Source organism: Micromonospora sp. NPDC047620, assembly GCF_043205005.1.
Classification (GTDB): domain Bacteria; phylum Actinomycetota; class Actinomycetes; order Mycobacteriales; family Micromonosporaceae; genus Micromonospora.
In genome coordinates this window covers 17,647-43,023 of record NZ_JBIDDG010000041.1, presented here as the reverse complement: position 1 = coordinate 43,023, position 25,377 = coordinate 17,647, and the positions used below count along the sequence as shown (strand labels likewise).

General features: G+C 72.8%; 21 protein-coding genes. 15 read left to right on the top strand and 6 right to left on the bottom strand.

Annotation, left to right across the window (positions count from 1 at the left end):
- Positions 1-6: 6 nt before the first annotated feature.
- Positions 7-915: a sugar ABC transporter permease gene (locus tag ACGF5C_RS31380; protein WP_357699230.1), complete on the top strand. Its 909-nt coding sequence runs from the start codon at positions 7-9 to the stop codon at positions 913-915.
- Positions 915-1,844, top strand: coding sequence for a carbohydrate ABC transporter permease (locus tag ACGF5C_RS31375; RefSeq protein WP_393307488.1), 930 nt, complete (start codon positions 915-917; stop codon positions 1,842-1,844). The genes ACGF5C_RS31380 and ACGF5C_RS31375 overlap by 1 nt, the downstream gene beginning before the upstream one ends.
- A 62-nt stretch (positions 1,845-1,906) precedes the next feature.
- Here ACGF5C_RS31375 and ACGF5C_RS31370 read toward each other — a convergent pair whose 3' ends face one another.
- Both ACGF5C_RS31370 and ACGF5C_RS31365 read right to left on the bottom strand, forming a co-directional pair.
- The gene (locus tag ACGF5C_RS31370; protein ID WP_393307486.1) at positions 1,907-3,637 is read right to left on the bottom strand and encodes an ABC transporter ATP-binding protein; all 1,731 of its coding nucleotides are present in this window, start codon (positions 3,635-3,637) and stop codon (positions 1,907-1,909) included.
- Positions 3,634-5,322 (bottom strand): ABC transporter transmembrane domain-containing protein, encoded by a 1,689-nt coding sequence (locus ACGF5C_RS31365; protein WP_393307506.1) that lies wholly within the window; start codon positions 5,320-5,322, stop codon positions 3,634-3,636. The genes ACGF5C_RS31370 and ACGF5C_RS31365 overlap by 4 nt, the downstream gene beginning before the upstream one ends.
- A 163-nt stretch (positions 5,323-5,485) precedes the next feature.
- Between ACGF5C_RS31365 and ACGF5C_RS31360 the strand changes: the two genes are divergently transcribed.
- From ACGF5C_RS31360 to ACGF5C_RS31350, 3 genes are all read left to right on the top strand, one after another.
- A complete protein-coding gene (locus ACGF5C_RS31360; protein WP_350686732.1) occupies positions 5,486-5,968 on the top strand; it encodes a hypothetical protein in 483 nt (160 codons plus the stop codon).
- Between the two features lie 75 nt (positions 5,969-6,043).
- Positions 6,044-7,264: an MFS transporter gene (locus ACGF5C_RS31355; protein WP_393307483.1), complete on the top strand. Its 1,221-nt coding sequence runs from the start codon at positions 6,044-6,046 to the stop codon at positions 7,262-7,264.
- Between the two features lie 60 nt (positions 7,265-7,324).
- Positions 7,325-8,998: a bifunctional 3'-5' exonuclease/DNA polymerase gene (locus ACGF5C_RS31350; protein ID WP_393307481.1), complete on the top strand. Its 1,674-nt coding sequence runs from the start codon at positions 7,325-7,327 to the stop codon at positions 8,996-8,998.
- A gap of 10 nt (positions 8,999-9,008) precedes the next feature.
- Here ACGF5C_RS31350 and ACGF5C_RS31345 read toward each other — a convergent pair whose 3' ends face one another.
- Complete coding sequence (locus ACGF5C_RS31345) at positions 9,009-9,422, bottom strand: winged helix-turn-helix transcriptional regulator (protein WP_393307479.1); 414 nt, start codon at positions 9,420-9,422, stop codon at positions 9,009-9,011.
- A gap of 82 nt (positions 9,423-9,504) precedes the next feature.
- Between ACGF5C_RS31345 and ACGF5C_RS31340 the strand changes: the two genes are divergently transcribed.
- From ACGF5C_RS31340 to ACGF5C_RS31320, 5 genes are all read left to right on the top strand, one after another.
- The gene (locus tag ACGF5C_RS31340; protein ID WP_393307477.1) at positions 9,505-10,317 is read left to right on the top strand and encodes an NAD(P)H-binding protein; all 813 of its coding nucleotides are present in this window, start codon (positions 9,505-9,507) and stop codon (positions 10,315-10,317) included.
- 195 nt (positions 10,318-10,512) lie between these two features.
- Complete coding sequence (locus tag ACGF5C_RS31335) at positions 10,513-11,106, top strand: NTP transferase domain-containing protein (RefSeq protein WP_393307504.1); 594 nt, start codon at positions 10,513-10,515, stop codon at positions 11,104-11,106.
- A 55-nt stretch (positions 11,107-11,161) separates the two neighbouring features.
- Entirely contained in the window at positions 11,162-12,337 is a 1,176-nt protein-coding gene (locus tag ACGF5C_RS31330) for a zinc-dependent alcohol dehydrogenase (protein WP_393307475.1), read from the top strand.
- A 208-nt stretch (positions 12,338-12,545) separates the two neighbouring features.
- Positions 12,546-13,100, top strand: coding sequence for a hypothetical protein (locus tag ACGF5C_RS31325; RefSeq protein ID WP_393307473.1), 555 nt, complete (start codon positions 12,546-12,548; stop codon positions 13,098-13,100).
- Positions 13,100-14,173, top strand: coding sequence for a phosphotransferase (locus ACGF5C_RS31320; protein ID WP_393307471.1), 1,074 nt, complete (start codon positions 13,100-13,102; stop codon positions 14,171-14,173). Before ACGF5C_RS31325 ends, ACGF5C_RS31320 begins: the two co-directional genes overlap by 1 nt.
- Before the next feature lie 14 nt (positions 14,174-14,187).
- Here ACGF5C_RS31320 and ACGF5C_RS31315 read toward each other — a convergent pair whose 3' ends face one another.
- The 3 genes from ACGF5C_RS31315 to ACGF5C_RS31305 form a co-directional block, all read right to left on the bottom strand.
- Positions 14,188-14,997, bottom strand: a complete 810-nt coding sequence (locus ACGF5C_RS31315) for a metal-dependent hydrolase (protein ID WP_393307469.1) — start codon at positions 14,995-14,997, stop codon at positions 14,188-14,190.
- Between the two features lie 239 nt (positions 14,998-15,236).
- Positions 15,237-16,568: a glycosyltransferase family 4 protein gene (locus tag ACGF5C_RS31310; RefSeq protein ID WP_393307467.1), complete on the bottom strand. Its 1,332-nt coding sequence runs from the start codon at positions 16,566-16,568 to the stop codon at positions 15,237-15,239.
- A gap of 141 nt (positions 16,569-16,709) precedes the next feature.
- The gene (locus ACGF5C_RS31305) at positions 16,710-18,653 is read right to left on the bottom strand and encodes an amylo-alpha-1,6-glucosidase (RefSeq protein ID WP_393307465.1); all 1,944 of its coding nucleotides are present in this window, start codon (positions 18,651-18,653) and stop codon (positions 16,710-16,712) included.
- A 42-nt stretch (positions 18,654-18,695) separates the two neighbouring features.
- Between ACGF5C_RS31305 and ACGF5C_RS31300 the strand changes: the two genes are divergently transcribed.
- From ACGF5C_RS31300 to ACGF5C_RS31280, 5 genes are all read left to right on the top strand, one after another.
- Complete coding sequence (locus tag ACGF5C_RS31300; RefSeq protein WP_393307463.1) at positions 18,696-21,401, top strand: glucosidase; 2,706 nt, start codon at positions 18,696-18,698, stop codon at positions 21,399-21,401.
- A gap of 136 nt (positions 21,402-21,537) precedes the next feature.
- Positions 21,538-22,245, top strand: coding sequence for an HAD family hydrolase (locus ACGF5C_RS31295; protein WP_393307461.1), 708 nt, complete (start codon positions 21,538-21,540; stop codon positions 22,243-22,245).
- A 491-nt stretch (positions 22,246-22,736) separates the two neighbouring features.
- Complete coding sequence (locus ACGF5C_RS31290) at positions 22,737-23,540, top strand: L,D-transpeptidase (protein ID WP_393307459.1); 804 nt, start codon at positions 22,737-22,739, stop codon at positions 23,538-23,540.
- Between the two features lie 243 nt (positions 23,541-23,783).
- On the top strand, positions 23,784-24,800 hold the full coding sequence (locus tag ACGF5C_RS31285; RefSeq protein ID WP_393307457.1) for a hypothetical protein: 1,017 nt from the start codon (positions 23,784-23,786) through the stop codon (positions 24,798-24,800).
- 246 nt (positions 24,801-25,046) lie between these two features.
- Positions 25,047-25,283, top strand: a complete 237-nt coding sequence (locus tag ACGF5C_RS31280) for a hypothetical protein (RefSeq protein WP_393307455.1) — start codon at positions 25,047-25,049, stop codon at positions 25,281-25,283.
- Positions 25,284-25,377: the final 94 nt, after the last annotated feature.

Here is a 25,377-nt window from a genome sequence, read left to right as displayed (position 1 = left end):
GGGGTCATGCGGCACGGCAAGTATCCGTTCGTGATCGGGTTCCTCTTCGTCCCGGTCACGCTGTACGTGGTCTTCGTCATCGCGCCGTACGCGCAGGCGTTCCAGATCTCGATGACCAACTGGCGGGGGCTCTCCGCCCCGCAGTGGGTGGGCTTCGACAACTTCCGGAGGTTGTTCGACGACGACAACTTCTGGAAGGCGGTCCAGCACCACGGCGTACTGCTGCTTGCCCTGCCGCTGATCACCATCGCCATCGCGCTGTTCTTCTCGTTCCTGCTCAACGTGGGCGGCAAGAGCAGCGGCGGGCAGCGCCAGGGGGTCTGGGGGTCGAAGTTCTACCGGGTGGTGTTCTTCTTCCCCCAGGTCCTGGCGGTGGCCATCATCGCGGTGCTGTTCCAGACGGTCTACCGGCCCAACGAGTCCGGCCTGATCAACGGCGTGCTGATGAAGCTCGGCTTCGACCCGGTGCTCTTCCTGGTCCGGCCGAACCTGGCCCTCTGGTCGATCCTCGCGGTGCTGGTCTGGCAGGCGGTCGGCTTCTACGTGGTGCTCTTCTCGGCGGGCATGGCCTCCATCCCCGGCGAGATCTACGAGGCCGCCGAGATCGACGGGGCGAGCCGGGTGACGCTCTTCTTCCGGGTCACCCTGCCGCTGCTCTGGGACACCCTCCAGGTGGCCTGGGTCTACCTGGGCATCGCCGCGTTCGACGCGTTCGCCATCGTCTCCGTGCTCTCGGTCGACGGCGGCGGCCCGGACGGCGCGACCACCGTGCTGGCCATGGAGATCTACCGCAACGCCTTCGTCTACTCGAAGTACGGCTACGCCTCGGCCATGGGCGTGGCGCTGTTCTTCCTCACCATCACCTTCGCGGCGTTGACGCTGCGGCTGACCAAGCGGGAAAGCGTGGAGTACTGATGAACCCGCAGACGACGCTGCCGCCGACACCGGCGGCGCTACCGCCGAAGACCGTCAAGCCGGGCGCCGCGGGTGGGCGCGGGCGCGGGGGCCGACGCTCGGAGGCCCGGCTGTTCGCCGGCCTCGGGCACGTGGCGCTCGCGGTCTGGGCGGTGATCGTGATCGTGCCGATCCTCTGGACCTTCCTCGCCTCGTTCAAGAACACCACGGAGATCTTCAGCAGCCCGTGGACGCTCCCGGCGGAGCTGCGGTTCGAGAACTACGCCCGGGCGTGGAACAAGGCGAACGTGGGCCGCTACTTCCTCAACAGCGTGATCGTGGTGACGTGCAGCACCTTCGGCACCATGCTGTTCGGTTCGATGGCCGCGTACGTGTTGGCGCGCTACAAGTTCTGGGGCAACCGGGCGATCTACTATCTGTTCGTCTCGGGGCTGGCCTTCCCGGTCTTCCTGGCCCTGGTGCCGCTGTTCTTCGTGGTGAAGAACCTGGGGCTGCTGGACACCCACACCGGGCTGGTGCTGGTCTACATCGCCTACTCGCTGCCGTTCACGGTCTTCTTCCTGGCCGCGTTCTTCAAGACGCTGCCGGCGTCGGTCGCCGAGGCGGGGATGATCGACGGCTGTTCGCACACCCGGCTGTTCTTCCAGGTGATGCTGCCGATGGCCAAGCCGGGCCTGATCAGCGTGGGGATCTTCAACATCATCGGCCAGTGGGCGCAGTACCAGTTGCCGCTCGTGCTGCTCTCCAACGCCAAGGACAAGTGGGTGCTCACCCAGGGCATCGCGGACATCTCGGTCAACGCCGGCTACGAGGCCGACTGGTCCGGCCTCTTCGCGGCCCTGACCATCGCCATCCTCCCCATGATCGTCGTCTACGCGATCTTCCAACGGCAGATCCAGTCCGGCCTCACCTCCGGCGCCGTGAAGTGACCTGACCCGGGCGGTCGACGCGGTGCCCGCCGACGTCGACCGCCGGCCCGACGGGGCCGACGTCAGGAATGCCAGGAGCGCCAGAGGGCGGCGTACGGGCCGTCGGCGCGGATCAGCTCGTCGTGGCTGCCGAGCTCGGTGATCCGGCCGCCCTCCAGCACCGCCACCCGGTCGGCGTCGTGCGCGGTGTTGAGCCGGTGCGCGATGGCGATCACGGTCCGCCCGCCGAGCAGGGCGGCCAGGGCCCGCTCGGTACGCCGCGCCGTGGTCGGGTCGAGGGCGGCGGTCGCCTCGTCGAGGATCAGCGTGTGCGGGTCGGCGAGCACCAGCCGGGCCAGCGCGAGCTGCTGGGCCTCGGCCGCGCCGAGCGGATGCGCGCCGTCGCCGAGGCGGGTCTCGAGGCCGTCGGGCAGCCGCGTGTACCAGTCGGCGCCGACGGTGGCCAGCACCGCACGCATCCGGTCGTCGGTGGCTTCCGGGGCGGCGAAGGCGAGATTGTCGCGCAGCGTACCGATGAAGACGTGGTGCTCCTGGGTGACCAGTGCGATGCGTCGCCGCCGCTCGGCCGGGTCCAGGTCCGTGACAGGGCAGCCGCCGACGCTGACCTGCCCTTCCCGGGGCGGGTCGATGCCGGCGAGCAGCCGGGCCAGGGTGGACTTCCCGGCCCCCGACGGCCCGACGACCGCCAGCCGCTCGCCGGGGCGCACCGCCAGGTCGATGCCGTGCAGCACGTCGGGCCCGTCCGCGTACCCGAACCGGGCGCCGCGCACGACCAGCCGTTCGCCGGCCGGCGCGGCGGCCCGGCCGGGCGACTCCGGTGGCACCTCGCCGACGCCGAGCACCCGGGCGAACGAGGCGAAGCCGCGCTGCGCCTGCTCCGTCCACTGCAGGATCCGGTCCAGCGGATCGATCGCCTGTTGCAGGTAGAGCGCCGCAGCGACCACCGCGCCGAGCGACACCTCGCCCCCGGTGAGCAGGAAGCCACCGGCCAGCAGCACCGCCGCGACGGGCAGCGGGTAGCTGGCCTCGATCGCGGGGAAGAAGACGGAACGCAGCGCGAGGGTGGCCCGCCGGGCCGACCACACCCGGGCGATGCGCGCTTCGCCGTGCCCGACCCGCTCGTCGGCGAGGCGGAACGCCTCGACCGTACGGGCGCCCTCGGCGGTGCTGGTCAGCGTCTCGGTCAGCTCGGCGGCGGCCGCCCCCTCGGCCAGGTAGGCGGGGCTGGCCCGCCGCAGGTACCAGCGGGTCACCCCCACGATCGTCGGCAGCCCGGCCAGTGCGACCACCCCGAGCACCGGGTGCAGCAGGAAGACCGCCCCGAACAGCAGCGTCAGCTGCACCGAGGCGATGACGATGGTGGGCACCACGTCCCGGACCGTGATGCCGACGGTGGCCACGTCGACCGAGCTGCGGGTGGCCAGCTCCCCGGACCCGGCCCGTTCGACGACGGCGACGGGGAGGTTCAGCGTCCGGTCGACGAACTCCTCGCGCAGCCGGGCCACGGCCCGCTCGCCGAAGCGGTGGCCGGCGTACTGCGCGAAGCGCGACAGCAGCGTCTGCACCAGCACGCAGGCCACGATCGCCAGGGCGAGCCGGTCGACGGTGCCGACGCCCGTCCCGGTGGAGACCCGGTCGACGACGGCGCCGAGCAGCCACGGCGGGGCGAGCCCCGCGACCGTGGCCGCGACGTGCAGCGCCAGCACGGCTGCGACGGCGCGCCGGTCCCGGCTGATCAGCTCCCACGTCGCCCGGCGCACGGCGGCCCGGTCGGCCACCGGCAGCCCGTTCACCGCGGCACCCGCTCGGCGTCGGCGTCGTCGCGCGCCACCAGTCGCCGGTAGCCCGGGTCCGCGTCCAGCAGGTCGGCGTGCCCGCCGGCGCCGACGACCCGCCCCGCGTGAAGGTGTGCGACCCGGTCGGCCCGCCCGAGCAACAGCGGCGAGGTGGTGAACACGACGGTGGTACGGCCGGCCCGGGCCTCCCACAGCCGCGCGGCGACGCGGGCCTCGGTGTGCGCGTCCACCGCCGAGGTCGGCTCGACGAGGATCAGCACCTCCGGGTCGGCGAGCAGGGCCCGGGCCAGCCGCACCCGTTGCCGCTGACCGCCGGAGAGGGAACGGGCCCGGCTGTCCAGCGGGGTGTCGAGCCCGTGCGGCAGCGCGTCGACCACGTCCTCGGCCGACGCGGCGTGCAGAGCGGCGGCGATCCGCTCGTCGTCGGCGTCGGGGCGGGCCCCGCGCAGCGTCTCCCGCAGCGTCCCGGCGAACAGGTACGCGTCGTGGTCGGCGAGCAGGATGCGGGCCCGCACCTCGTCGAGTCCGACGCCGCTCAGCGGTGCCCCGCCCCAGGTCACGTCGCCGACGACGTACCGGCCGAGCCGGTCGGCCAGCGCGACGGCGTCGGCCGGGTCGGTGGCGGCGACCGCGGTGAGCCGGCCGGCGGGCACGGTCAACCCGCTCGCCGGGTCGTGCAGGTCGGCGGGGACGTCCGGGGCGGCGGCCCGCGCCGGCCGCCGGGCGTCGGGAACCGGTGCCGCGCCGGGGGAGGACGGCAGGGGGCGCGGGCCGCCGACACCGTCCGGCGTCACGGCGAGCAGGGCAATGATCCGACGGGCGGCGACCCGGCCCCGGATCAGCTGGTGGCTGCCCTCGAGCAGGAACCAGACCGGCACGATGAGCGTGGCGACGTAGCCGTAGACGGCGACCAGTTCCCCGACGCTGATCTCGCCGGTCACCGCCATCCGGGCCGCCAGCCACACCACCGCGGCGAGGAACAGCCCCGGGACGGCGACCGTGGCCGCGTCGATCCAGCTGTTCACCGCCCCCACCCGGTAGCCCTCGGCGAGCAGGTCCCGGGACCGGGCGGCGTACCGGCGGGCGAACAGGCCCCGGCCGCCCACCCCGGCGAGCACCCGCAGCCCGGCCACGATGTCGCCGGAGCGGGCGGTCAGCTCGCCCTGCTGCTGCCGGTAGGTCGACTCCACCCGGTCCAGCCGGCGCAGCAGGGGGGCCACGACCAGGCCGACCGTCGGCACGCCCACCAGCACGCAGAGCGCGAGCAGGGGTGAGATCGACCAGAGCACGACGGCGACGACCACGTACGCGACCACCGCGCCGACGCCGGGTCCGGTGATCGTCAGCACCTGCGCGACCCGGTCGACGTCGGTGCCGCCGACCGTGGCCACCTCGCCCGCCGCGCTGCGGCGGGGCAGCACCGCGCCGACCCGGGACAGGTGGCGCAGCACCACGGCGGCCGACCGGGCCTTCGCGTCCTCCCGGATGAAGGTCATCGTGCGGTGCCGCATGATGCCCAGGTAGGCCAGCGCCGCGCCGGCGACGACGATCGCGGCCACCCACAGGGTCAGGGCGCGGGTGTCGCCGGGACGCAACCCGTCGTCCACGGCCCGGGAGATCAGGTAGGGCCGGACCGACAGCCCGGTCATCCAGGCCGTGCCGAGCAGTGCGCCGCGCAGCACCCGCCACGGCTGGCAGCGGGCCAGCCACCACAGGTACCGCAGCGGCCCCCTGGTGTCCGGAACTCCGGGATCGGGATGGGGGATCTGTGGTGGCACCCGCCCACGCTACCGAGCCGGCTGTCGCCGCATCGACCCGTTTCCACCGTCGACGTAGCGTTGACGTGTGACACCGGAGATGGGTCAGTTGGCCGAGATCCGAGCTGCCCGTTGCCGACTCGACGAGCAAGAGTTGGAGCTCATCGACCGCGCCCGCTACCAGGGTGCGACATGGGCGCAGATCGCTGCCGCGCTGGGACTCGGTAGTCGGCAGGCTGCGGAGCAGCGTCGCCAACGTCTGGCGGCAGCCCGGTGGTCCCGGCGGCAGAACCTCGATCTTCACTATTCGCCGCGGATCGCGGCGTTGCGGACCGCGATAGCGGATCTTCATCGCTGGATCGATGTGGATCGAGGTTGGGATAACCGGTTCCGGCGGGCGGCGCTCATACGAAGTACGGCAGAGGCCGCGCTCGATGCCGCTCCGGGCTCGCTCTACGCGCTGGCATCGCATGTCGCCGCCGACCTCGCCGAGGCGGGGTGCCAACGGTTGCCGAGGCCCGTTCGAGCGGTCGCCGCGAGCCTGGAGGCGGGGCTGTCAACGAAAGCTTGACAGCCGCCAGCGGCATTGCCTTGCTGAGGCTCAAGTAATGAGGATGAGTCACCTCGGCTCAATCTTGGAGGCCCCATGCGCCGCAATGCTGGGCTGTTCGTGGCGATATCGCTGCTGTCGGGCTTCGGTGGCAGCGTCATGTCCCTGGTAGCCGGGATCTGGCTCCTTGACCTCACCGGTTCCAGCAGCCTCGCGGCCCTCGCCGGGCTATGCGTGTATGCCCCGGTACTTGCTGGCCCGTGGCTGGGAGGTCTCTTCGACCGGGCGCCGGCGCGACCACTGATCATCGCAGTCAACCTCACGTTGGCCGCCGTCCTGCTGAGTCTGTTCGCGGTGCGGGGACCCGGCGAGACCTGGCTGATCTTCGCCGTCCTGTGCGCCTACGGGCTCGGCCACGTGGTGATTGACGCGGGCGAGACCGCGCTGCTGCCGTCATCGCTGTCACCTGCGGAACTCGGCCATGTCAACGGCTGGCGTTCGAGTGCTCAGGAAGGCATGAAGCTCGTGGCTCCACTGGCCGGCGCGGGCCTCTACGCATGGCACGGTGGTCACGTGGTGGCCGTCCTCAGCGCGGCCGTGCCCGTCCTGGTCGCCATCCTGTACGCGAGAGTGCGACTGACCCGTACGCCAGCCGACCGTCCGCAGGAGCGGCAGCGCGGCCTCCGCGCAGGGCTCGCCATCCTGTTCGGGCAACCGGTGGTGCGCGTCACCGTCGCACTCGCCGCAGTGTCCATTGCCATGTCCGGCTTCACGACCGCGGCCGTCTACGCGATCGTCATCGGGGTGCTTGGCCTGCCGCCTGCGTTCCTCGGCGTGCTGGCCGGTGCCCAGGGCGCCGGGTCCATCCTCGGCGGACTGATCGTCGGCCCACTCATCGCCCGTCGGGGCCCAGTTGCTGTCGGCATCGCCGGCACGGTGCTGTTCGCAGCCGGCTGCCTGGCGCGCTGCCTGCCCTGGTGGCCGGTCACGGTTGCCGCCTCGGTGGTCGCCGGCATCGGCCTGCCCTGGACCCTGGTCGCAGCGGTGACCGCAGTGCAGACGCACACACCGACGGCGTTGCTCGGGCGAGTCGCCGCGACGGCCAACACCGTGATGTTCGGGCCGATCGCTCTGGCGATCCCGCTCGGCTCCGCAGCTGTTCACCTCGGCAGCCGCCCGTCACTCATCGCAGCTGCCGGGATCTGCCTCACTTCTGCCGTTGCCACCTTCTACCGCTCACCGATGCGGCGGAGCGGAAACGCGTCCACCAACTGCTTCGGCAGCCAACCCCGCCCACCTGTGCGGTCACAGCAGTAGACGTTGTGGCGGTGGGGTGGGTCGCGGGGAGTGTCGTAGGAACGAGGCAGAATCGCGTTCGTGCTGGTGGCGGTGGTGTCGGATGAGCGGGGCGGGGGAGCCCTGCAACCCCTCGACGCTGCCGGGGCTCCTGTCGGCCCGGTCGAGCCGGCGGCCGACCTGGCCGCCGCGGTGGCCGCGCGCGAGCGGGTCGCCCACCCGCGCTGGGTGTGGGCGTCCGGCGCCACGGTCTACCCTGCGCTGCTGCGCGCCGGGGTGCGGGTGGAGCGCTGCCACGACGTGGAGCTGACCGAGGCCCTGCTGCTCGGGCACGCCGGCCGCTGGGGCGAGCCCCGCGCGCTCGCCGCGGCGTGGGCGCGGCTCACCGGTGCGCCGGTGCCGGCCGACCCGCCGCCGCGCCCGGCCGCGCCGCCGGGCCACGGCCAGGGCGCGCTCTTCGACGCCCTGCCCGGCCCGCCGGGCCCGGGCATCGAGGCGTTGACCCGGGTGTACGCCGACCAGCTCGCCCGGATCGCCGCGACCGAGCACCCCGGCCGGTTCCGGCTGCTGGTCGCCGCCGAGTCGGCCGGCGCGCTGATCGCCGTGGAGATGGGTGCGGCCGGGCTGCCCTGGCGGGCCGAGGTGCACGACGAGATCCTCGCCGAGCTGCTCGGCGAGCCCTCCCCGGTCGGCGGCCCGCCCCGCCGGCTGGCCGAGCTGGCCGCCCGGATCGCCGACGCGTTCGGCGTACGCCAACTGCACGCCGACTCCCCGGCGGAGCTGTTGCGGGCGTTCGCCCGGGCCGGCGTGGAACTGCCCAACACCCGCGCCTGGGTGCTGCGCGGGGTGGACCACCCGGCGGTGCCGTTGGTCCTGGAATACAAGGAGCTCTACCGGATCTGGACGGCGCACGGCTGGGCCTGGCGCGACGCGTGGGTGCGGGACGGGCGGTTCCAGCCGGAGTACGTCCCGGGCGGGGTGGTCTCCGGCCGGTGGGCCACCCGGGGCGGGGGCGCGTTGCAGATCCCCAAGGTGATCCGGCGGGCGGTGGTCGCCGACCCGGGCTGGCGGTTCGTGGTCGCCGACGCGGGCCAGTTGGAGCCGAGGGTGCTCGCCGCAGTCTCGGGCGACGCCCGGCTCGCCGCGGCCGGCGGCGCCGGCGACCTCTACGCCGCCCTCGCCCAGGACGCCTTCGCCGGTGACCGGGCCCGCGCCAAGGTGGCCCTGCTCGGGGCCATGTACGGGCAGACCGGCGGGTCGGCGGTGCCGGCGCTGGCGGTGCTGCGGCGCAGCTACCCGACCGCCTTCGGCTACGTCGAGGCGGCCGCCCGCACCGGCGAGGCCGGCGGGCTCGTGCGTTCCTGGCTGGGGCGCACCTGCCCGCCGGGCACGGCCGGGTTCGGCGACGGCGAGGAGGCCGACCCCGACGGCGGCGGCGACCCGCAGTCGCCGCGCGCCCGGGCGGCCCGGTCCCGGGGGCGGTTCACCCGCAACTTCGTCATCCAGGCCACCGCCGCCGAGTGGGCCTCGACCCTGCTGGCGACGCTGCGCGGCGGGCTCGCCGGCACCGGCGCCGAGCTGGTCTTCTTCCAGCACGACGAGGTGATCGTGCACTGTCCGGCGGAGCAGGCCGGCGCGGTCGCCGAGGCGGTCACCCGCGCCGGCGAGCGGGCCGCCGCCCTGCTCTTCGGCGACACCCCGGTCCGCTTCCCGCTGGATCTGTCCGTCGTCGACTGCTACGCGGACGCCACGTGACGGGCACCGGTCAGGAGACGGCTGATCCGGGGTTGGCGGCGTCCCACGCCCGACGGGACTCGGCGATCGCGTCCTTGTGCGCCAGCGACCAGTCGGCCAGCTGCCGGACGAGGTGGGTCAGGCTCCGGCCGCGCGCGGTCAGCTCGTAGGTCACGGTCACCGGGACGGTCGGGTACGCGGTGCGCAGCACCAGGCCGTCGCGTTCCAGGCGGCGCAGGGTCAGGGTGAGCATCCGTTGCGAGATGCCGTGGATGCCCCGCTGCAACTCCCGGAACCGCCGGACGCCGGAGGAGAGTTCGACGACCGCGAGCACCGACCACTTGTCGCCGATGCGGTCGAGCACGTCGCGGATTCCGCAGTCCGGGTGCTCGGGCAGCCCGCACGGTGCCAGCGCGTCGGTTACCGCCGTGTGCCCTGCCGACATGGAAGTGCCTCCTTGTGCCCGGTTCCGTGGTTCCCGACGATGAGGTTAGTTCCGATTCGGTACCACGCGGAAGGCTCATCTCATGTTGCTGGTCACTGGTGCCTCCGGGCACCTGGGCTCCCTCATCTACGCCGGTCTGGCCGAGCGGGGCCTGGCCCCGCTCGCCGGCACCCGTACCCCCGGCCGCTTCGCCGACGCCGGGCGGCACGTGGACTTCGACGACCCGGCGGGGCCGGACCTCGCGGGCGTACGTGTCCTGGTGCTGGTCTCCGCCGGCTACGGCGAGGACGACGTGGTCATCGCCCGCCACGAGCGGGTGATCGCGGCGGCGGAGCGGCACGGGGTGGACCACGTGATCTACACCAGCCTGGTCGGGGCCGGCGACCACCTGGCGTTCGCGCTGGCGCACCGGTGGACGGAGCGCCGCCTGCGGGAGAGCCGGCTGGGTTGGACGATCCTGCGCAACGGGCTCTACGCGGAGCTGTTCGGCCAGTTGGCCGCCCCCGTCGGGGGCGCGGTGACCGCCCCGTTCGGCGCGGGCGCGTTGGCGGCGGTGGCCCGGCAGGACCTGGCCGACGCCGCCGTCGGGGTCGCCGCCGACCCCGCCGCCCACCGCCACCGCACGTACGAGCTGACGGGGCCCGGCGCGCTCACGGCGGCCGGTCTCGCCGCCGCGCTGGAGGTGCCCTACCGTCCGGCGTCGCTGGGCGAGCGTCGTGCCGCGCTGGCGGGCCTGGGCCTGCTGCCCTTCCAGCCGGCGATGCTCATGTCGATCTACTCCGCCACGGCGGGCGGGTTCCTCGCCGAGACCCACGGCGACCTTGCCCGCCTGCTCCCGCGTCCACCCCGTGACCCGATGCCGGTCGCGGTCGCCGCCGCGAGGGCGTCGTCCTGATCGGCCGGACAGTCCGTCGCGGGCGGTCCGGTGGGGTTGCCGATCGGTAACAGTTGCACTATTTTCCCCTTTCGCCCCGCTACCCGGCTCGCCTTGTCCTCGTTGCTCCCGATGTCCGTACGACGGAGCGGGCCGTGCCCTCGCGGCACGGTCCGCTCCATGGTGGAGGGGGCCCAGCTGAACCGGATCGCAGGAATGATCATCGCCGCGGGCGGGGGACGCCGCATCGGTGGCCCGGAGGCCCTGCTGCACCACGGGGAGAAGCCGCTGGTGGACCAGATGATCGACACGATGACCGAGGCGGGCTGCGAGCAGATCGTGGTCGTGCTGGGCGCGGCGGCCGACCAGGTCCGCGAGACGGCCGACCTGAGCCGGGCCACGGTGGTGATCAACCGGGCGTGGGGCACCGGCGTCGGCTCGTCCATCCGGGCCGGCCTGGCCGCGCTCGACGACGAGGGGATCGAGGCGGTCGTGGTCGTGCCGGTCGACATGCCCGGCCTCACCGCCGCCGCCGTCCGCCGGGTGACCGCGCTGCCGTACCCCGACGTGCTCGTCTGCGCCACGTACGCCGGGCTGCGCGGCTACCCGATGCTGTTCGGGCGCCGGCACTGGTCCGGCATCGCCACCCTGGCCAGCGCGGACGTCGGCGCCCGGCCCTACCTGCTGGCCCACAAGGACCAGATCGTCGACATCTCCTGCGACTCGGTCGCCGACGGCAGCCGGGTCGACACTCCGGAGCTGATGGCGCTCTACGGGCTGACGGTCCCGCCCCAGCGGGTCGGCGTCTAGGTGTTCCGCCCACGACGTCGGTGACTGTGTCCGCTCAGCGCCGGAAGGGGCGACCGTGAAGGCGTTGGTGTGGCAGGGCGCCGACGAGCTTGCCGTGACGCGGGTGCCGGATCCGCAGCTGCGCAACGAACAGGACATGATCGTCCGGGTACGCAAGACGGCCACCTGCGGCTCGGACCTGCACCTGCTGGACGGCTACATCCCGTTCATGGAGCGGGGCGACGTGCTGGGCCACGAGTTCCTCGGCGAGGTGGTCGAGGTCGGCCCGCAGGTGCGCGAGCACAGGGTGGGCGACCGCGTGGTGGTCTGCTCCTTCGTCGCCTGCGGGCGCTGCTGGTACTGCCGGCAGCAGCAGTTCTCGCTGTGCGACAACGGGAACACCAACCCGGCTGTCACCGAGGGCGTGTGGGGCTTCGCACCGGGCGGGTGCTACGGCTACTCGCACGCCCTGGGCCCCTTCGCGGGCAGTCACGCCGACTACGTCCGCGTCCCCTACGCCGACCACGGGGCCTTCACGGTTCCCGACGGCGTCAGCGACGAACGGGCCGTGTTCGCCTCCGACGCCGCCCCGACGGGTTGGATGGGCGCCGATCTCGGTGGCGTCAAGGCCGGCGACGTGGTCGCCGTCTGGGGCGCCGGCGCGGTCGGACAACTGGCGGCACGCGCGGCCGTCCTGCTCGGCGCGGAGCGCGTCGTTGTGATCGACCGGATCGAGAACCGGTTGCGGATGGCGCGGGACCACCTGGGGGCGGAGACGCTCAACTACCAGACCCAGGACGTCGGCGGGGAACTGCTGGAACGCAGCGGCGGACGCGGACCCGACGTGTGCATCGAGGCCGTCGGCATGCAACCACCCAGCAGCGGCCCGCAGTTCCTGTTCGACCAGGTCAAGCAGCAGCTGCGCCTCGAATCGGAGCGTCCCGTCGCCGCCCGCGAGGCGATCCACCACTGCCGCAAGGGCGGAAGCGTGTTCCTCCTCGGCGGCTACGCCGGCCCGGTCGACAAGTTCCCGCTCGGGGCCGTGACGAACAAGGGCCTCACCCTGCGCGGCGCCCAGCAGCACGGCCAGCGCTACATTCCGATGCTGCTGGAGCGCATGGCCCGCGACGAGCTCGTCACCGAACACCTCGCGACCCACACCATGCCGCTCGCCGACGCCCCGCAGGGCTACCACCTGTTCAAGAACAGGCTCGACGGCTGTGTACGGGTCGTCTTCGAACCGGCCGGATGACCGCGACCCCGAAGCGGGCCGACGCACCGCCGGCCGCCCGTACGCCAGGCGTGACGTAGCTCCTGCCCGTCGGCGACGTGCCCGGCGTCAGGCGGGGCCGCGACGCGGGGAGGCACGACGGGCGGTCCTTCCGATAGCGTCGGCGGGTGCGGCGCGTCGCCGCTCGCCGACGCGGGCCGGGGGAGCCCGCCGGCACCGGGGAGGCTCCATGATCGGCACGGTGGCCCGCTACGCCGCCGGGGCGGTGGCCGCCTGGCTGGTGTTCGTCGTCGAGGCAGCGGTCTGCTACCTGGCGCTGTTCGCGTACGCGCTGATCACGGGCGCCCCCCTGGGCAGTCCGCTGGCCGGGCCGTTCTGGGTGCTGGTCGCCGCCCTGCTGGGCGCCGCGCTCGTGCCGCTGGCGGTGGCGCCGGCCGTCGTGATCGGCGACGCCGCCGCGAGCCGCCACGGGCCGGCGGCCCGCACCCTCGCGGCCTGCGCCGTCGCCGTGGTGATCGTCGGGCTGTACGTCGGCGGCGTCGCCGCGGTCACCGAGACGGCCGTCGCCGACGCGGCGCTGGCCTGGCCGCTCACGACGGCGACGCTGCTCTGGCCCGTCGTGACCTACGCCGCCGTCGTGCACGGCTCGCCGGCGGCGACCCGGCTCCTCGCCCGTTGGCGCCGCACCGATCCCTCCGGCACCGTGCCCGCCCAGCCGTCGCCCAGCGGCTCCGAGGGCCCGGTGCTGGCGGCCCGCCGGGCCGACCACGCCGAGCGGCCCTGATGGTGACCGGCGTACCGGACCGTCCACCGGCCGACCTGGTCCCCGCCGGCGTGCCGGCCGAGCAGCTCACCCACAACACCCTCAACGGGGTGACCGGCGGCATCTGGCGCACCCGCCGGGACGGGCAAGCGGCCGTGCTGAAGCTGGTCACCCCGCCCGGCCGCCCCGGCCCCGCGCACTGGGCCGGCAGCGACGAGCCGGGGCACTGGAACTACTGGCGACGCGAGGTCGAGGCGTACCGCAGCGGCCTGGCCACCGCCGCGTACGCCGACGCGGGGCTGGCCGCGCCGACGCCGCTGGCGGTCGACGACCGGCCGGACGGCTCGGTGGCGCTGTGGCTGGCCGAGGCGACCGGCCGGCCGGGCATCGCCTGCACGCCCGCCGACCTCGGCGAGGTTGCCGCCCGGCTCGCCGCCGGACACGCCCGCTGGCTGGGCGATCCCGCGGCGCGGGAACTGCTGCCGGGCGGCCGGGCGCCGGACTGGCTGGCGCGTGACTGGCTGCGCGACTACACGCTCACCCGGCCGGTGGCCGCCCCGGTGCCGTGGGAGCACCCGGTCGCCGTCGCCGCCTGGCCGCGCCCCCTGCGCGACGCCCTGCGCGCGCTGTGGGAGCGGCGGCACGAGGTGCTGGCGGCCACCGACGCGCTGCCCCGCACGCTCTGCCACCACGACTGCTGGCCGATGAACCTGGTGTTCGGCGACGGCGGCCCGGTGCTGCTGGACTGGTCGGGCGTCGGGCCGGGGCCGCTCGGCGAGGACGCGGCGAACCTGGCACTCGACACCTTCCTCGACGGGCTGGTCGACGTCGCCCTGCTCGACGAGGTGGCCGCCACGGTGGTCGACCGCTACGTCGAGGGGCTGCGCGGCGCCGTCGCGCCGGCCGTGGTCGTCCGGGCCGTCCGGCTCACCGGGGCGGCCAAGTACTTCTGGCTGGCGCCGATGATGCTCGGCCGGCTCGGCCGGACCGCGATCAGCGGGACCTACGACGGGCGTGACGAGGCGGAGATGATGGCCGGCCGCCGGCCGGTGCTGGAGTTGCTGGTGTGCTGGGCCGCCGAGGCGCTGTCCTGACAGGTCGGGGGCCCTCAGCCCTCGATGTTGAAGCGCTGCAACACCGACGGGGCGACCAGCCCCAGCGCCGCGAGCACCGAGACCGCCGTCAGCACGGCCCGGACGACGACCACCTCGGTCTTGCTGCCGGCCCGCAGGGCGATCTTGTTCGGCAGGCCGATCGGCGTCCACATCCGACGTTTGATCGGGATCGGCCACAGGATCGGCACCCCCGCCCGGGTGATCATGTCGCCGAGGATGTGCACGAAGCAGCCCACCCCGACGGCGGTGCCGATCAGCGGGTAGCCCCGGCCGCCGGGCAGGTTGGCGAAGGTGAACCAGGCCGCCCCGGCCGACGCGAGGGTCACGATGACCCAGCCGGCCCGCTCCGCCCACTTGTCGAACAGCCCGCGCAGGGCCAGCCCGAACATGAAGAACAGGATGCCGATCACCGCCCACTTGCCGTACGCGGCGCAGAGCGTGGTGGTGCCCCAGCCGACCAGCAGGGTGAACGGGATGGTGTGGGTCAGGGTCCGGTGGCCGTTGTTGCGGCGGGGGTCCTTGCTGAGCTTGGTCGCGTAGTAGACCCCGAGCGAGATCTTCTCCATCACCTCGGCGATGAAGAGCGAGAACACGCCGAAGGTGCGGGCGACGGTGGCCCCGCCCTGGTTGCGGGTCACCTTGCCGGACAGGTCGAGGTCGGGGAAGAGCGCCCCGCCGGCGCAGACCGCGGTGCCGACGGCGAGCTCCAGCGGGGTCTGGTGGTAGTTGGCGAAGTGGTCCAGCGCCCAGGACCCGGTCAGCCACACCGCCGCGCCGGACAGCGCGTGGGACGGTCCCATCATGTCGGCTCGCCCTCCCCAGGGATCTTGAGCGCCAAAACTACGCCACTGTAGTTCGCCGCCGTGGCGCAGGGCATCACCCGGACGGTCCACAGAGGGTGGTGCCGGGGAGGGGGGGTGCCGGTCGATGCCGGGCCACCAGGAAGTATCGCGTGCCGACGGGCGGGCGGGGCTGTTGTGTCGGGCACCGGACGTGCCGCGCGGGGTGGTGTCGCACGCCGTTCGGCAGGCCGCCGGCGGGTTCAGCAGGCGGCACCGTCGAGCGCGAGCAGGTTCCCCTCGGGGATGGTGATCTTCTGCCGGGGCTCGCCGAGCCGGGCGGCGGCCCGCCGGGCCCGCGCCGGGCCGTGCTCGCGGCGGGCGGTCGCGTACGTGCCGGCGGTCCGGGCCGCGATGGTGGCCCAGCCGTACCGCCGGCCGACCATGGTGCGGGCCCGCCGGGCCACCCGCCGGGCGAAGACCTCGTCGCCGATGAGCCGGTCGACCGCGCTGGCGAGGGCGCCCGGGTCGCTGTGCGGGAAGGTCACGCCGGTCACGCCGGGCTCGACGATCTCCGCGAGGCCGCCGGTGCGGGCCACCGCGAGGGGCGCGCCGGCCGCCGCCGCCTCCAGGGCCACCATCCCGAAGGGCTCGTAGAGGCTGGGCACCACGGTCGCGTCGGTGGCGCCGAGCAGCGCCGGGAGCTGGGTCGAGTCCAGGAAGCCGGCGAAGCGTACGGTCTGCCCGAGCGCGAGCCGGCGGGTTTCCTCCTCCAACTCGGCGCGGTAGGGGCCGTCGCCCGCGATCACCACCCGCAGCCCGGGGTGCCGGTCGCGCAGGTGCGGCACGGCGTGCACCAGATGCTGCACGCCCTTCTCGTAGACCAGCCGGCCGGCGTACCCGACGAGGGGGCCGTCCCCGGCGAACCGGGCGCGGGCCGAGGCGACCGCCCCTGCTCGCGCCCGCCAGGCCCGGTCGTCGACCCCGTTGGGTACCACGTCGATCCGGTCGGCCGGCAGGTCGAAGAGCGTGGCGACCTGGTCGCGCATGTAGCCGGAGCAGACGATCACCCGGCCGGACTCGCCGGCCAGCCAGTGCTCGACGCCGTGGATGGTGCGGTTCAGCTCCTCCGGCAGCCAGCCCTGGTGCCGGCCGGCCTCGGTGGCGTGGATGGTGCTGACCAGCGGCAGGTCCAGGTGCTCGGCGAGCGTGACGGCGGTGTGCGCGACGAGCCAGTCGTGGGCGTGGACCACGTCGTACGAGCCGGCCTCGGTGGCCCGCAGGGCGGCCCGGGTGAGGGTGTGGTTGAACGCCATCGTCCAGGCCAGCAGGGAGGAGGTGGCGAGCGGGAAGGTCACCGGGTCCTCGGCGGCGCGCAGGATGCGGACGCCGTCGGCGTACTCCTCGAGGGGCGCGCCGTCGGCGTGCCGGGTGACGACGGTGACCTCGTGCCCGGCGGCGGCCAGGGCCACCGACAGCGCGTGCACGTGCCGGCCGAGCCCGCCGACGAGCACGGGTGGGTATTCCCAGGAGAGCATCAGCACCCGCTGCTGCCGGGTGAGGTGGATGTCGATCACGTCGGCGTCAGGTGACATGCGGCCCCCTTTGAGTTGTCCCCGAACGCGCGTCGACCGGCACCGCGAGGATGCCCGTCGGACGTCGCGACCGGATCGGCACCCATCCTCCTGGCGGCTGGCTAACCAGCGGAGACGCCGCCGTTGCGGTCGTGTGAAGCGCTACCGGCGGGTGCGGCGCGCGCGCAGCGTCTCGGCGACCGACCACGCCTGGAACGGGCAGCCGGTCGCGCGGTGCGGCGGGAGCCCGTCGGCCGTCTCGCTCACCGATCCCAGGCCGTATTCGGTCAGATGAGCTTCGATGCCCACGAAAAGGTCGTCAACCGGCATCTTGGCCCGCCGGGCGGCGTCGGCGTACGGGCCGAGCAGCCAGGGCCACACGGTGCCCTGGTGGTAGGCGCCGTCCCGCTCGGCCGGCCCGCCCTGGTGCCGCCCGGCGAACTCGGGCGAGTCGGGGGAGAGGCTGCGCGGGCCCAGCGGGGTGAGCAGCCCGGCGGCGATCCGGCGCAGCGTGGGCTCGTCGGGCTCCAGCGGGGCGTACGGCAGCGACCAGGCCAGCAGCTGGTTGGGGCGGAGCAGGTCGTCGTCGTGGTGGGCGGCCCCGCCCAGCGGGTACGCCGGCGCGGGCGCGTCCACCACGTCGTGCAGCCAGCCCGTCGGGGCGGGGAACCGGTCCCGGAACGCGGCGACGGCCCGCTCGTGCAGCCGCCGCAGGTCGGTCGCGTCCCGCCCGGCCAGCTCGGTCAGCTCGGCGAGGCCGGCCAGCCCGTTGACCCACAGCGCGTTGACCTCCACCGGCTTGCCGATGCGCGGCGTGACCGGCACCCCGTACACCCGGGCGTCCATCCAGGTCAGCGCCGTGCCCGGGGTGCCGCCCTGGGTGATCAGCCCGTCGGCCGGGTCGACGGCGATGCCGAACCGGGTGCCGGCAAGGTGCGCGTCGACCACCCCGCGCAACGCGGGCAGCAGCTCGTCGCCGAGGTCGGTGTCGCCGGTGACGGTGACGTGCCGGCTCACCGCGTGCAGGAACCACAGCGTCGCGTCGACGGTGTTGTACTCCACCCGGCCGGTGTCGGCGGTGTTGGCGAGCATCCCCTCCGACAGGGTCGCCGCGTACGCCCGCAGCAGCTCGCGGCCCTCGTCGGCCCGGTTGGTGCAGAGGAACAGCCCCTCGTAGGAGAGCATCGTGTCCCGCGACCAGGCGCCGAACCACGGGTAGCCAGCCACCACGTCCGGCCCGGCGCCGGTGCGGATCACGAAGGCGTCCGCAGCCAGCGCGAGCGTCGCCTCGACCGGGTCCGCCGGCTTCGCCGCCGCCACGACCCGCCGGTTGCGGGCCCGGGCCGCCGCCACCACCTCGGTCGCCGGCGGGGGCTCCTGCGCCGGGTCGCCGGCCCAGGCGAGCACCGACACTATGTCGCCCGGCCCGCCCAGCTCCCCGGAGAAGCGACCGGCGTACCAGAGGTCGTCGTCGGGGTGCAGGCCGCGCGCCGCCTCCTCGCGGTGGTGCGCGCCGTGCCACCACTGGCCCTCCGGGGTCCAGTCCGGCCCGGCGAGCCGGAACCCGCCCTCGATCACCGCCCCGCCCGGCACCGGCTCCACCCGCGGGGCCGGGCCGTCGGCGCGGCGCTCACCGTGCGCGTCCCGCCAGGTGCAGACCGCCGCCAGTTCGAGCCGCGCCGGGCCGCCGGCGACCAGCCGGTGCACCACGGCCACGGCCGGGCGGCCGTGCGTCATCGCCAGCTCCCGCTCGATCACCACATCGCCGACCCGCCAGCGCCACCGCGGCAGGCCGTCGGTCAGGTCGAACCGCTCCAGCAGCTCGAAGCCACGCGGGTCGACGTCGCCGGAGGCCCACTCGTGCGCGCCCAGGCGCACCCGCGCGCCGGAGGGGAGGACCACCGCCGGGTCCAGGCTGACCAGTCCCACCCGTCGGGACGCCGGCGTCTCACCGGCCACCACCAGCAGGCCGTGGTAGCGGCGGGTCCGCAGGCCGCTCACGGTGCCCATGGCGTACCCGCCGAGGCCGTCGGTGACCAGCCACTCCCGGGTCGCCCCGCCGGTCAGGTCGCCGCACACCTGCGGACCCAAGCGAATGTCGATCAACTTTCCTCCACCGGCGGCGGCGTGCGACGGAGCACGACGAGAATGGCCCGTGTGGTGAAGTCCTCCGGCGGCGTCGAAGATGTCCGAGTGATCACCGACGTGCCGCCCCCCGACGACCGCGCGCCCGACCCCGAACGGCTCCGGCTGGCTCAGGCCGACGCCGGGGAGCAGGACTGGCGCGCATGGGGTCCCTATCTGTCCGAGCGGGCGTGGGGGACGGTGCGGGAGGACTACAGCGAGCACGGTACGGCCTGGGACTACTTCCCGCACGACCACGCGCGGTCCCGAGCCTACCGGTGGAGCGAGGACGGGATGGCCGGCGTCTGCGACGACCGGCAGACCTTCTGCTTCGCCCTCGCCCTGTGGAACGGCGAGGACCCGATCCTCAAGGAGCGGATGTTCGGCCTCGGCGGCGACGGCGGCAACCACGGGGAGGACGCCAAGGAGTACTGGTGGTACGAGGACTCCACGCCCACCCACTCGTGGATGCGCTGGCGGTACCACTACCCGCAGGCCGCCTTCCCGTACGACGAGCTGGTCGCGGTCAACGCCCTGCGCAGCCGGGACGACACCGAGTACGAGCTGGTCGACACCGGCATCTTCGACGACGACCGGTACTGGGCGGTGACCGTCGACTACGCCAAGGCGACCCCGACGGACATGTGCGTCGTCGTCACGGTCGCCAACCGGGGCGACCGGGCGGCCACCCTGCACGTGCTGCCCACCCTCTGGTTCCGCAACACCTGGGCGTGGGGGCTGCCCGGCTGCGACCGGGTGCCTCGGCTGGTCGGCGAGGGGTCGCGGCTGGTGGGGGAGCACCGGGTGCTCGGCCAGCTGCTGCTGGAGGGCGACGGCGAGCCCACGCCGCTGCTCTGCGACAACGACAGCAACGCCGAGCGGCTCTGGGGACTGCGCAGCCGGTCCCGCTACCCGAAGGACGGCATCAACGACCACGTCGTCGACGGGGCCGCGACGGTCAACCCGGCCCGGGAGGGCACCAAGGGCGCGTTGCACTACGTGCTGGACGTGCCGGCCGGCGCGCAGCGGCGGATCCGGCTGCGGCTGACCCGTACCGCCCCACCGCCGGGCGGCACCCCGCCCCCGCCGGCGGACCTCGGCGACGGCTTCGACGCGGTGGTCTGGGCCCGGCGGGCGGAGGCGAACCGGTTCTTCGCCGGCGTGATCCCGGCCGCGGCGACCCCCGACGAGGCCCTGGTCGCCCGGCAGGCGATCGCCGGGCTGATGTGGGGCAAGCAGTTCTACCACTTCGACGTCAAGCGCTGGCTGGAGGGCGATCCGGGGTCAGCGCCGCCGCCCGGACGCCGGCACGGGCGCAACAGCGCCTGGTGGCACATGAGCAGCTTCGACGTGATCTCCATGCCGGACCCGTGGGAGTACCCCTGGTACGCGGCCTGGGACCTGGCCTTCCACTGCGTCAGCATCGCCCGGGTCGACCCCGGCTTCGCCAAGGAGCAGCTGCTGCTCCTGCTCCGCGAGTGGTACCTGCACCCCAACGGGCAGATCCCGGCGTACGAGTGGGCGTTCGGCGACGTGAACCCGCCGGTGCACGCCTGGGCGGCGCTCAAGGTGTTCGAGATCGACGGCAGCCGGGACCACGACTTCCTGGCCCGGGCGATGCACAAGCTGCTGCTCAACTTCACCTGGTGGGTCAACCGCAAGGACACCGGCGGCAACAACGTCTTCGAGGGCGGCTTCCTCGGGCTGGACAACGTCGGCCCGTTCGACCGTTCGGCGGCGCTGCCCGTGGCGGGGGTGCTGGAGCAGTCCGACGGCACCGGCTGGATGGCCATGTACGCCCTCAACCTGCTCGACATCGCGATCGTGCTGGCCGAGCACGACCGCACCTGGGTCGACACCGCCACCAAGTTCTTCGAGCACTTCGCCTACATCGCGGCCGCCGCGTACGAGCAGGGCCTGTGGGACGACGAGGACGCGTTCTTCTACGACGTGCTGCGGCTCGCCGACGGCACGAAGGTGCCGCTGAAGGTCCGCTCGGTGGTGGGGCTGCTGCCGCTCGCGGCGACGACCCGGCTCACCGCGCGCACCCTGCACCGGCTGCCCGAACTGGGCGCCCGGCTGCGCTGGTTCCTCACCAACCGCCCCGAGTACGCCGACGTGATCGGCGCGCGGCGGCTCGGGCCGGACGGCCGCCAGCACCGGCTGCTGTCCATGGTCGGCCCGGAGCAGATCGTCCCGCTGCTGGCCCGGATGCTCGACCCCGACGAGTTCCTCTCCGAGTACGGCCTGCGGACGCTTTCCCGGGCCCACCTGGACAAGCCGTTCTCGGTGACCCTCGGCGGGCAGGAGTTCAGCGTCGGCTACGAGCCGGCCGAGTCGACCAGCGGCCTGTTCGGCGGCAACTCCAACTGGCGCGGCCCGATCTGGATGCCGACGAACTTCCTGCTGATCAGCGCGCTGCGCGACTACGCCGCGTTCTTCGGCGACGACCTCCAGGTGGAGTACCCGACGCGCTCGGGGGTGAAGCGGACGCTCGACGAGATCGCCGACGACCTTTCCGCGCGGCTGATCTCGCTGTTCACCCGCGACGGCTGGGGCCGGCGACCGATCTACGGCGCCGCCCAGCTCTTCCAGACCCACCCGGACTGGCGGGACCTGATCTGCTTCCCCGAGTACTTCCACGGCGACAACGGGGCGGGCCTGGGCGCCTGGCACCAGACCGGCTGGACGGCGCTGGTCGCCGACCTGATCCTCACCCTGCGCCGCTGACCGACACCCGCCGGGCCTTCCCCCGTCACCCGCTCTCGCCCGCCGGTCGGGCGACGGGCATCGGGGCGGGCGGAACCCGGATGACCGGGCCGGCGGAGGGCAGTACCGTGGCGCCGGCCGTCAACGGGAGGAAGCCATGGCAGACACGACACGCCGGCGCGGCGGGCAGGTGCTCGTCTTCGACGCCGACGACACGCTCTGGGAGAACAACATCCTGTTCGAGCGGGTCATCGACGACTTCCTGGAGTGGCTGGACCACCCCACCCTCGACCGCGCCGAGACCCGCGCCATCCTGGACGACATCGAGCGGGCCAACACGGTCGCGCACGGCTACGGCAGCAAGGTCTTCCTGCGCAGCCTGGCCGAGTGCCTGGAGCGGCTGCGCCAGCGACCCGCCACGGAGGCCGAGCGGCGCGAGATCGAGGGCTTGGCGGCGGCGCTGGCCGATCACCGGGTGGAGCTGATGCCGGGGGTGGCCGAGGCGCTGGACGACCTGGCCGGCCGGCACGAGCTGTTGCTGCTGACCAAGGGCGAGCCCGAGGATCAGCAGCGCAAGCTCGACGCCTCCGGGCTGCTGCACCACTTCCGGGCCGCCCACATCGTGCCGGAGAAGGACGTCGACACCTACCGGTGGCTGACCCGGGAGCACGACATCGACCCGGCCGTCGCCTGGATGATCGGCAACTCCCCGAAGTCCGACATCCTGCCCGCCCGCGCCGCCGGCATGAACGCCGTGCTCATCCCCAACGACAACACCTGGGTGCTGGAGCACGCCGAGCTGGACCCGGCCGACCGGGGCGTGCTGCGGCTGTCCGCGTTCCCCGAACTGCTGCTCCACTTCTGAGCCGTACGCTGGTCGTGGGCGGCCGCGCGAGGGCCGCGGCACGGTGGTCGCCTCGACGGGGAACAGCGCTGGCCCGCGGGGCCGCGTTACGTCGACATGCCGCTTTTTCACCTTGACATCAATCACGCTCGCTCGGACCCGGTTCGTCCTTGTCCGGCCCGCGGACGCGCGCCTAACCTGAGCCGGCGCTCACGGCTCGTCGGGGTGAGTCGGGGGCGCGCCGAAGTCCGGTAGTTGGGCACCGTGGAGCTGAGTGCAGGCGGCAGGCTCGCCGTGGTGAGCCCGGCGTGGGCGGCGTGCCACGCCCGCGCGCTCATTCGGTGATGTCCGCTACCACGCCGGACGGCTGGGGGTCAGGATCGGGGAGTTGCGGACCCGGTCCTGACCCGCCCCAGCGGACACGCCCCTTCCACCCCGGCTCGACATCAAGGGTCGGGAACCGTGATGCCAAGGGACCACGGGAACGTGTGCCGGCTGCCAGGATATCCGGCATGAATCGGAGAAACCTCCTAATTGCCGCCGCCGGCGCGGCGGCGTCCGCCGTCGTCGCCCCCGCGGCCCGCGCCTCCGCGGCCCCCGTGGCCCCGGGAACCCGGGACGCCTGGAGCACCACGACCACCGTGGCCCGCTATCCGAGTGACCGGCGCATGTGGGTCGACCCGAACAACCGTGCCGCCAAGCTGCGGACGCTGCCGGTGGAGTGCCAGCAGGTCATCGTCGTCGGCGGCGCCAGCTACACCACCACCTACGCGACCCTCGAGACGTACGCCAAGGTGCTGGGCCACTGGCGGCGGGTGTCGGGCGCGCTGCCCGCCCGGATCGGGTCGAAGGGTTTCAGCGACAATCACGTGGAAGGGGTGCCCACCACCCCGACCGGGGTCTACTCGATCGGCCCGACCATGTACGGCATCGGGGCCAACCCGGGCGTGCGCTACCCGTACCACCGCCTCGTCAGCGGCGACTGGTGGAACGAGAACCCGGAGTCGTCGCTCTACAACACCTTCCAGCACAGCGCCACCAACCCCGGCGGCTACAGCGAGGCGCTGTGGCAGGAGACGCCCGCGTACACGCACTTCGCGGTGATCACGTACAACATGCCGCCGAACGTGGCGAAGCCTGTCCCGTACGCGGGCAGCGGCATCTTCCTGCACGAGTTCAGCACCAGCGGCGGTAACCCCACCGCCGGCTGCGTCAGCCTGTCGCACACCAACCTGGTGGCCGTCCTGCGGTGGATTAACCCGGCGCTGTCGCCGCGCATCGTGATTAGCCCGTACGCGAACCTCGACCGTTACTGACGCTCGCCGTCGACCCGAACCTGAGGATCCTCCAGCCGTGTCGGCCCAGTGGCCGGCACGGCTGGTGGCCGGTGACGGTCCGGCGGATCTCCGGTTGTCGCCACCGTTCGGGCCCGCCTCGGTGATCCACTGGAGTCGGTCGCCGCAGTAGCCGGACGATAGACGGTGTAAGTAGTGCCCTTGCCTCGAACTCTGTCGGGCTCTGCTTCTGACGGCAGTTAATTAGGAAGGTGTGAGGCAGCAATGGCGTTCGTTGGTGTCAATCGGTTTGTGCGATGCTGCTTGACCGCCGTTGCTGCCTCCTCCCTCCTTTCTGCGGCGGCCTGCAGCCCGGAGGTCGAGTCCCCCTGGAAGCGGCTGGGGAAGCCTGTCGGCGGCAATGTGGAGGACATTGCTTGGCGAGCTGACGGCACTATCTTCGGTCTTCATCGCACTGCAAGCGAAGATGAGCCTAAGCTCGTCGAGTTCACCTCTGAGACGGAAATGCCACGAGAAGTGGCTCTTGCGCCAGTCGGTTTCTGCCCTCAGCCAGCCTTCGTTGACTTGTCCATACTCCCGGACGGGAGGCTTGGTGCCGTCGTGACATGCGAAGGAGGTGGTACGTATTCGAGGGACGAAAGGGTGTCTGTGGCGATCGAGGATGGAAAGCTTATTGAGCTGGCTACACTCGGTGGCCCAGATCGGCTAATCACCTGGAATGCCGATTTTGAGACCGGTTGGCTGGAAGTCCTGACGGGTCGCTGCAGGAGCATCGCTCGGTTTGTCGACGGAAAGGCACTGCCTTTTCCTAGGTACCGGCCGGCAAATGTCGTGACCTGGGATCTGGGTCGAGACGCTCTTGAGGGCTCGAGCTGCGCCGCCCGGGGTAGGGCGGGCTTCGTCGCCGTTGGAAATGTGAACGAGCTGTATTTCCTTGCATCTGACGAGGCTGAGACCTCACTCGGTGATCCATCCGGGCCTCGGTGGAGCTTGCTGGTCTATCAGCCTGAGTCTGAGCACCTACGGGAAATTGGCCCAGAATTTATTGATCCTTATGATCAGGTTGCCGTGGTGCAGAGGGGTTCCGTTCTAGTGTCTGGTGTCGTGAATGGCAAGAGGGGCCTATGGCAGGTGACGGTCAGTGATGGACAAGCATCCCTGGTTTCCTCTGGCTCTTATGGCGCTATAGCGGTGGCGATTGACGGCCAGCGCGCGGCGGTGGTGCACTCGACTGGCAAGGAGCAAGAGGTTGTCGAGGTTGGGTTGCCGTCTGTGAGGTGATCCAGTAAGAGGTCGCGCAAATAAGTCGGGGGCGGGCGAGTGGGAGACGGGCACAGGCATCAGTGATCATAAAGGTCCTACGCCTAACGACCTCGTACATGGGGCCGTCCCGGCTGGTGATCGAGGCTCTGGTTGTGGAGCTGGCGCCGCGCTGGCAGGCCCGGCATCGTGATCGGCTTGCCGCGGGCGCGTCGGCGTGGGATTGGCGCTGGGGCGAAACACTGGTCTGCGTTCAGGGATCGACTGTTGGCCACGCTGGTGCATCTACGTCATGGGTCACCCATAGTCACCTCCCTTACCGTCGCCGCCTCCTACGACGACGGCTGGACCTGGCGTCAGGTGACGGTCACCAGAGACGGGAACAGCTGGCGGGCACAGGTGCCATACGGACAGGCCGGCTACGTGTCTCTCCGCGCGAGCACCACGGACGTGGACGGCAACACGGTGCAACAGACGACCATCAGGGCCTACCGGGTCGGTTGACCGAGCCCTGTCACGTGCCCGCGGCCGGCCATCCGATATGTGGTGAGACTCCGGGGCATCCCGAGAGCAGCGAGCGGGCTTGGAGGATGCAGTA

Coding starts and splice junctions, on each gene's coding strand:
- ACGF5C_RS31380 (WP_357699230.1), top strand. CDS start 7: ATGCGGCACGGCAAGTATCCGTTCGTGATCGGGTTCCTCTTCGTCCCG.
- ACGF5C_RS31375 (WP_393307488.1), top strand. CDS start 915: ATGAACCCGCAGACGACGCTGCCGCCGACACCGGCGGCGCTACCGCCG.
- ACGF5C_RS31355 (WP_393307483.1), top strand. CDS start 6,044: ATGCGCCGCAATGCTGGGCTGTTCGTGGCGATATCGCTGCTGTCGGGC.
- ACGF5C_RS31345 (WP_393307479.1), bottom strand. CDS start 9,422: ATGTCGGCAGGGCACACGGCGGTAACCGACGCGCTGGCACCGTGCGGG.
- ACGF5C_RS31340 (WP_393307477.1), top strand. CDS start 9,505: ATGTTGCTGGTCACTGGTGCCTCCGGGCACCTGGGCTCCCTCATCTAC.
- ACGF5C_RS31335 (WP_393307504.1), top strand. CDS start 10,513: ATGATCATCGCCGCGGGCGGGGGACGCCGCATCGGTGGCCCGGAGGCC.
- ACGF5C_RS31325 (WP_393307473.1), top strand. CDS start 12,546: ATGATCGGCACGGTGGCCCGCTACGCCGCCGGGGCGGTGGCCGCCTGG.
- ACGF5C_RS31320 (WP_393307471.1), top strand. CDS start 13,100: ATGGTGACCGGCGTACCGGACCGTCCACCGGCCGACCTGGTCCCCGCC.
- ACGF5C_RS31315 (WP_393307469.1), bottom strand. CDS start 14,997: ATGATGGGACCGTCCCACGCGCTGTCCGGCGCGGCGGTGTGGCTGACC.
- ACGF5C_RS31310 (WP_393307467.1), bottom strand. CDS start 16,568: ATGTCACCTGACGCCGACGTGATCGACATCCACCTCACCCGGCAGCAG.
- ACGF5C_RS31300 (WP_393307463.1), top strand. CDS start 18,696: ATGGCCCGTGTGGTGAAGTCCTCCGGCGGCGTCGAAGATGTCCGAGTG.
- ACGF5C_RS31295 (WP_393307461.1), top strand. CDS start 21,538: ATGGCAGACACGACACGCCGGCGCGGCGGGCAGGTGCTCGTCTTCGAC.
- ACGF5C_RS31290 (WP_393307459.1), top strand. CDS start 22,737: ATGAATCGGAGAAACCTCCTAATTGCCGCCGCCGGCGCGGCGGCGTCC.
- ACGF5C_RS31285 (WP_393307457.1), top strand. CDS start 23,784: ATGGCGTTCGTTGGTGTCAATCGGTTTGTGCGATGCTGCTTGACCGCC.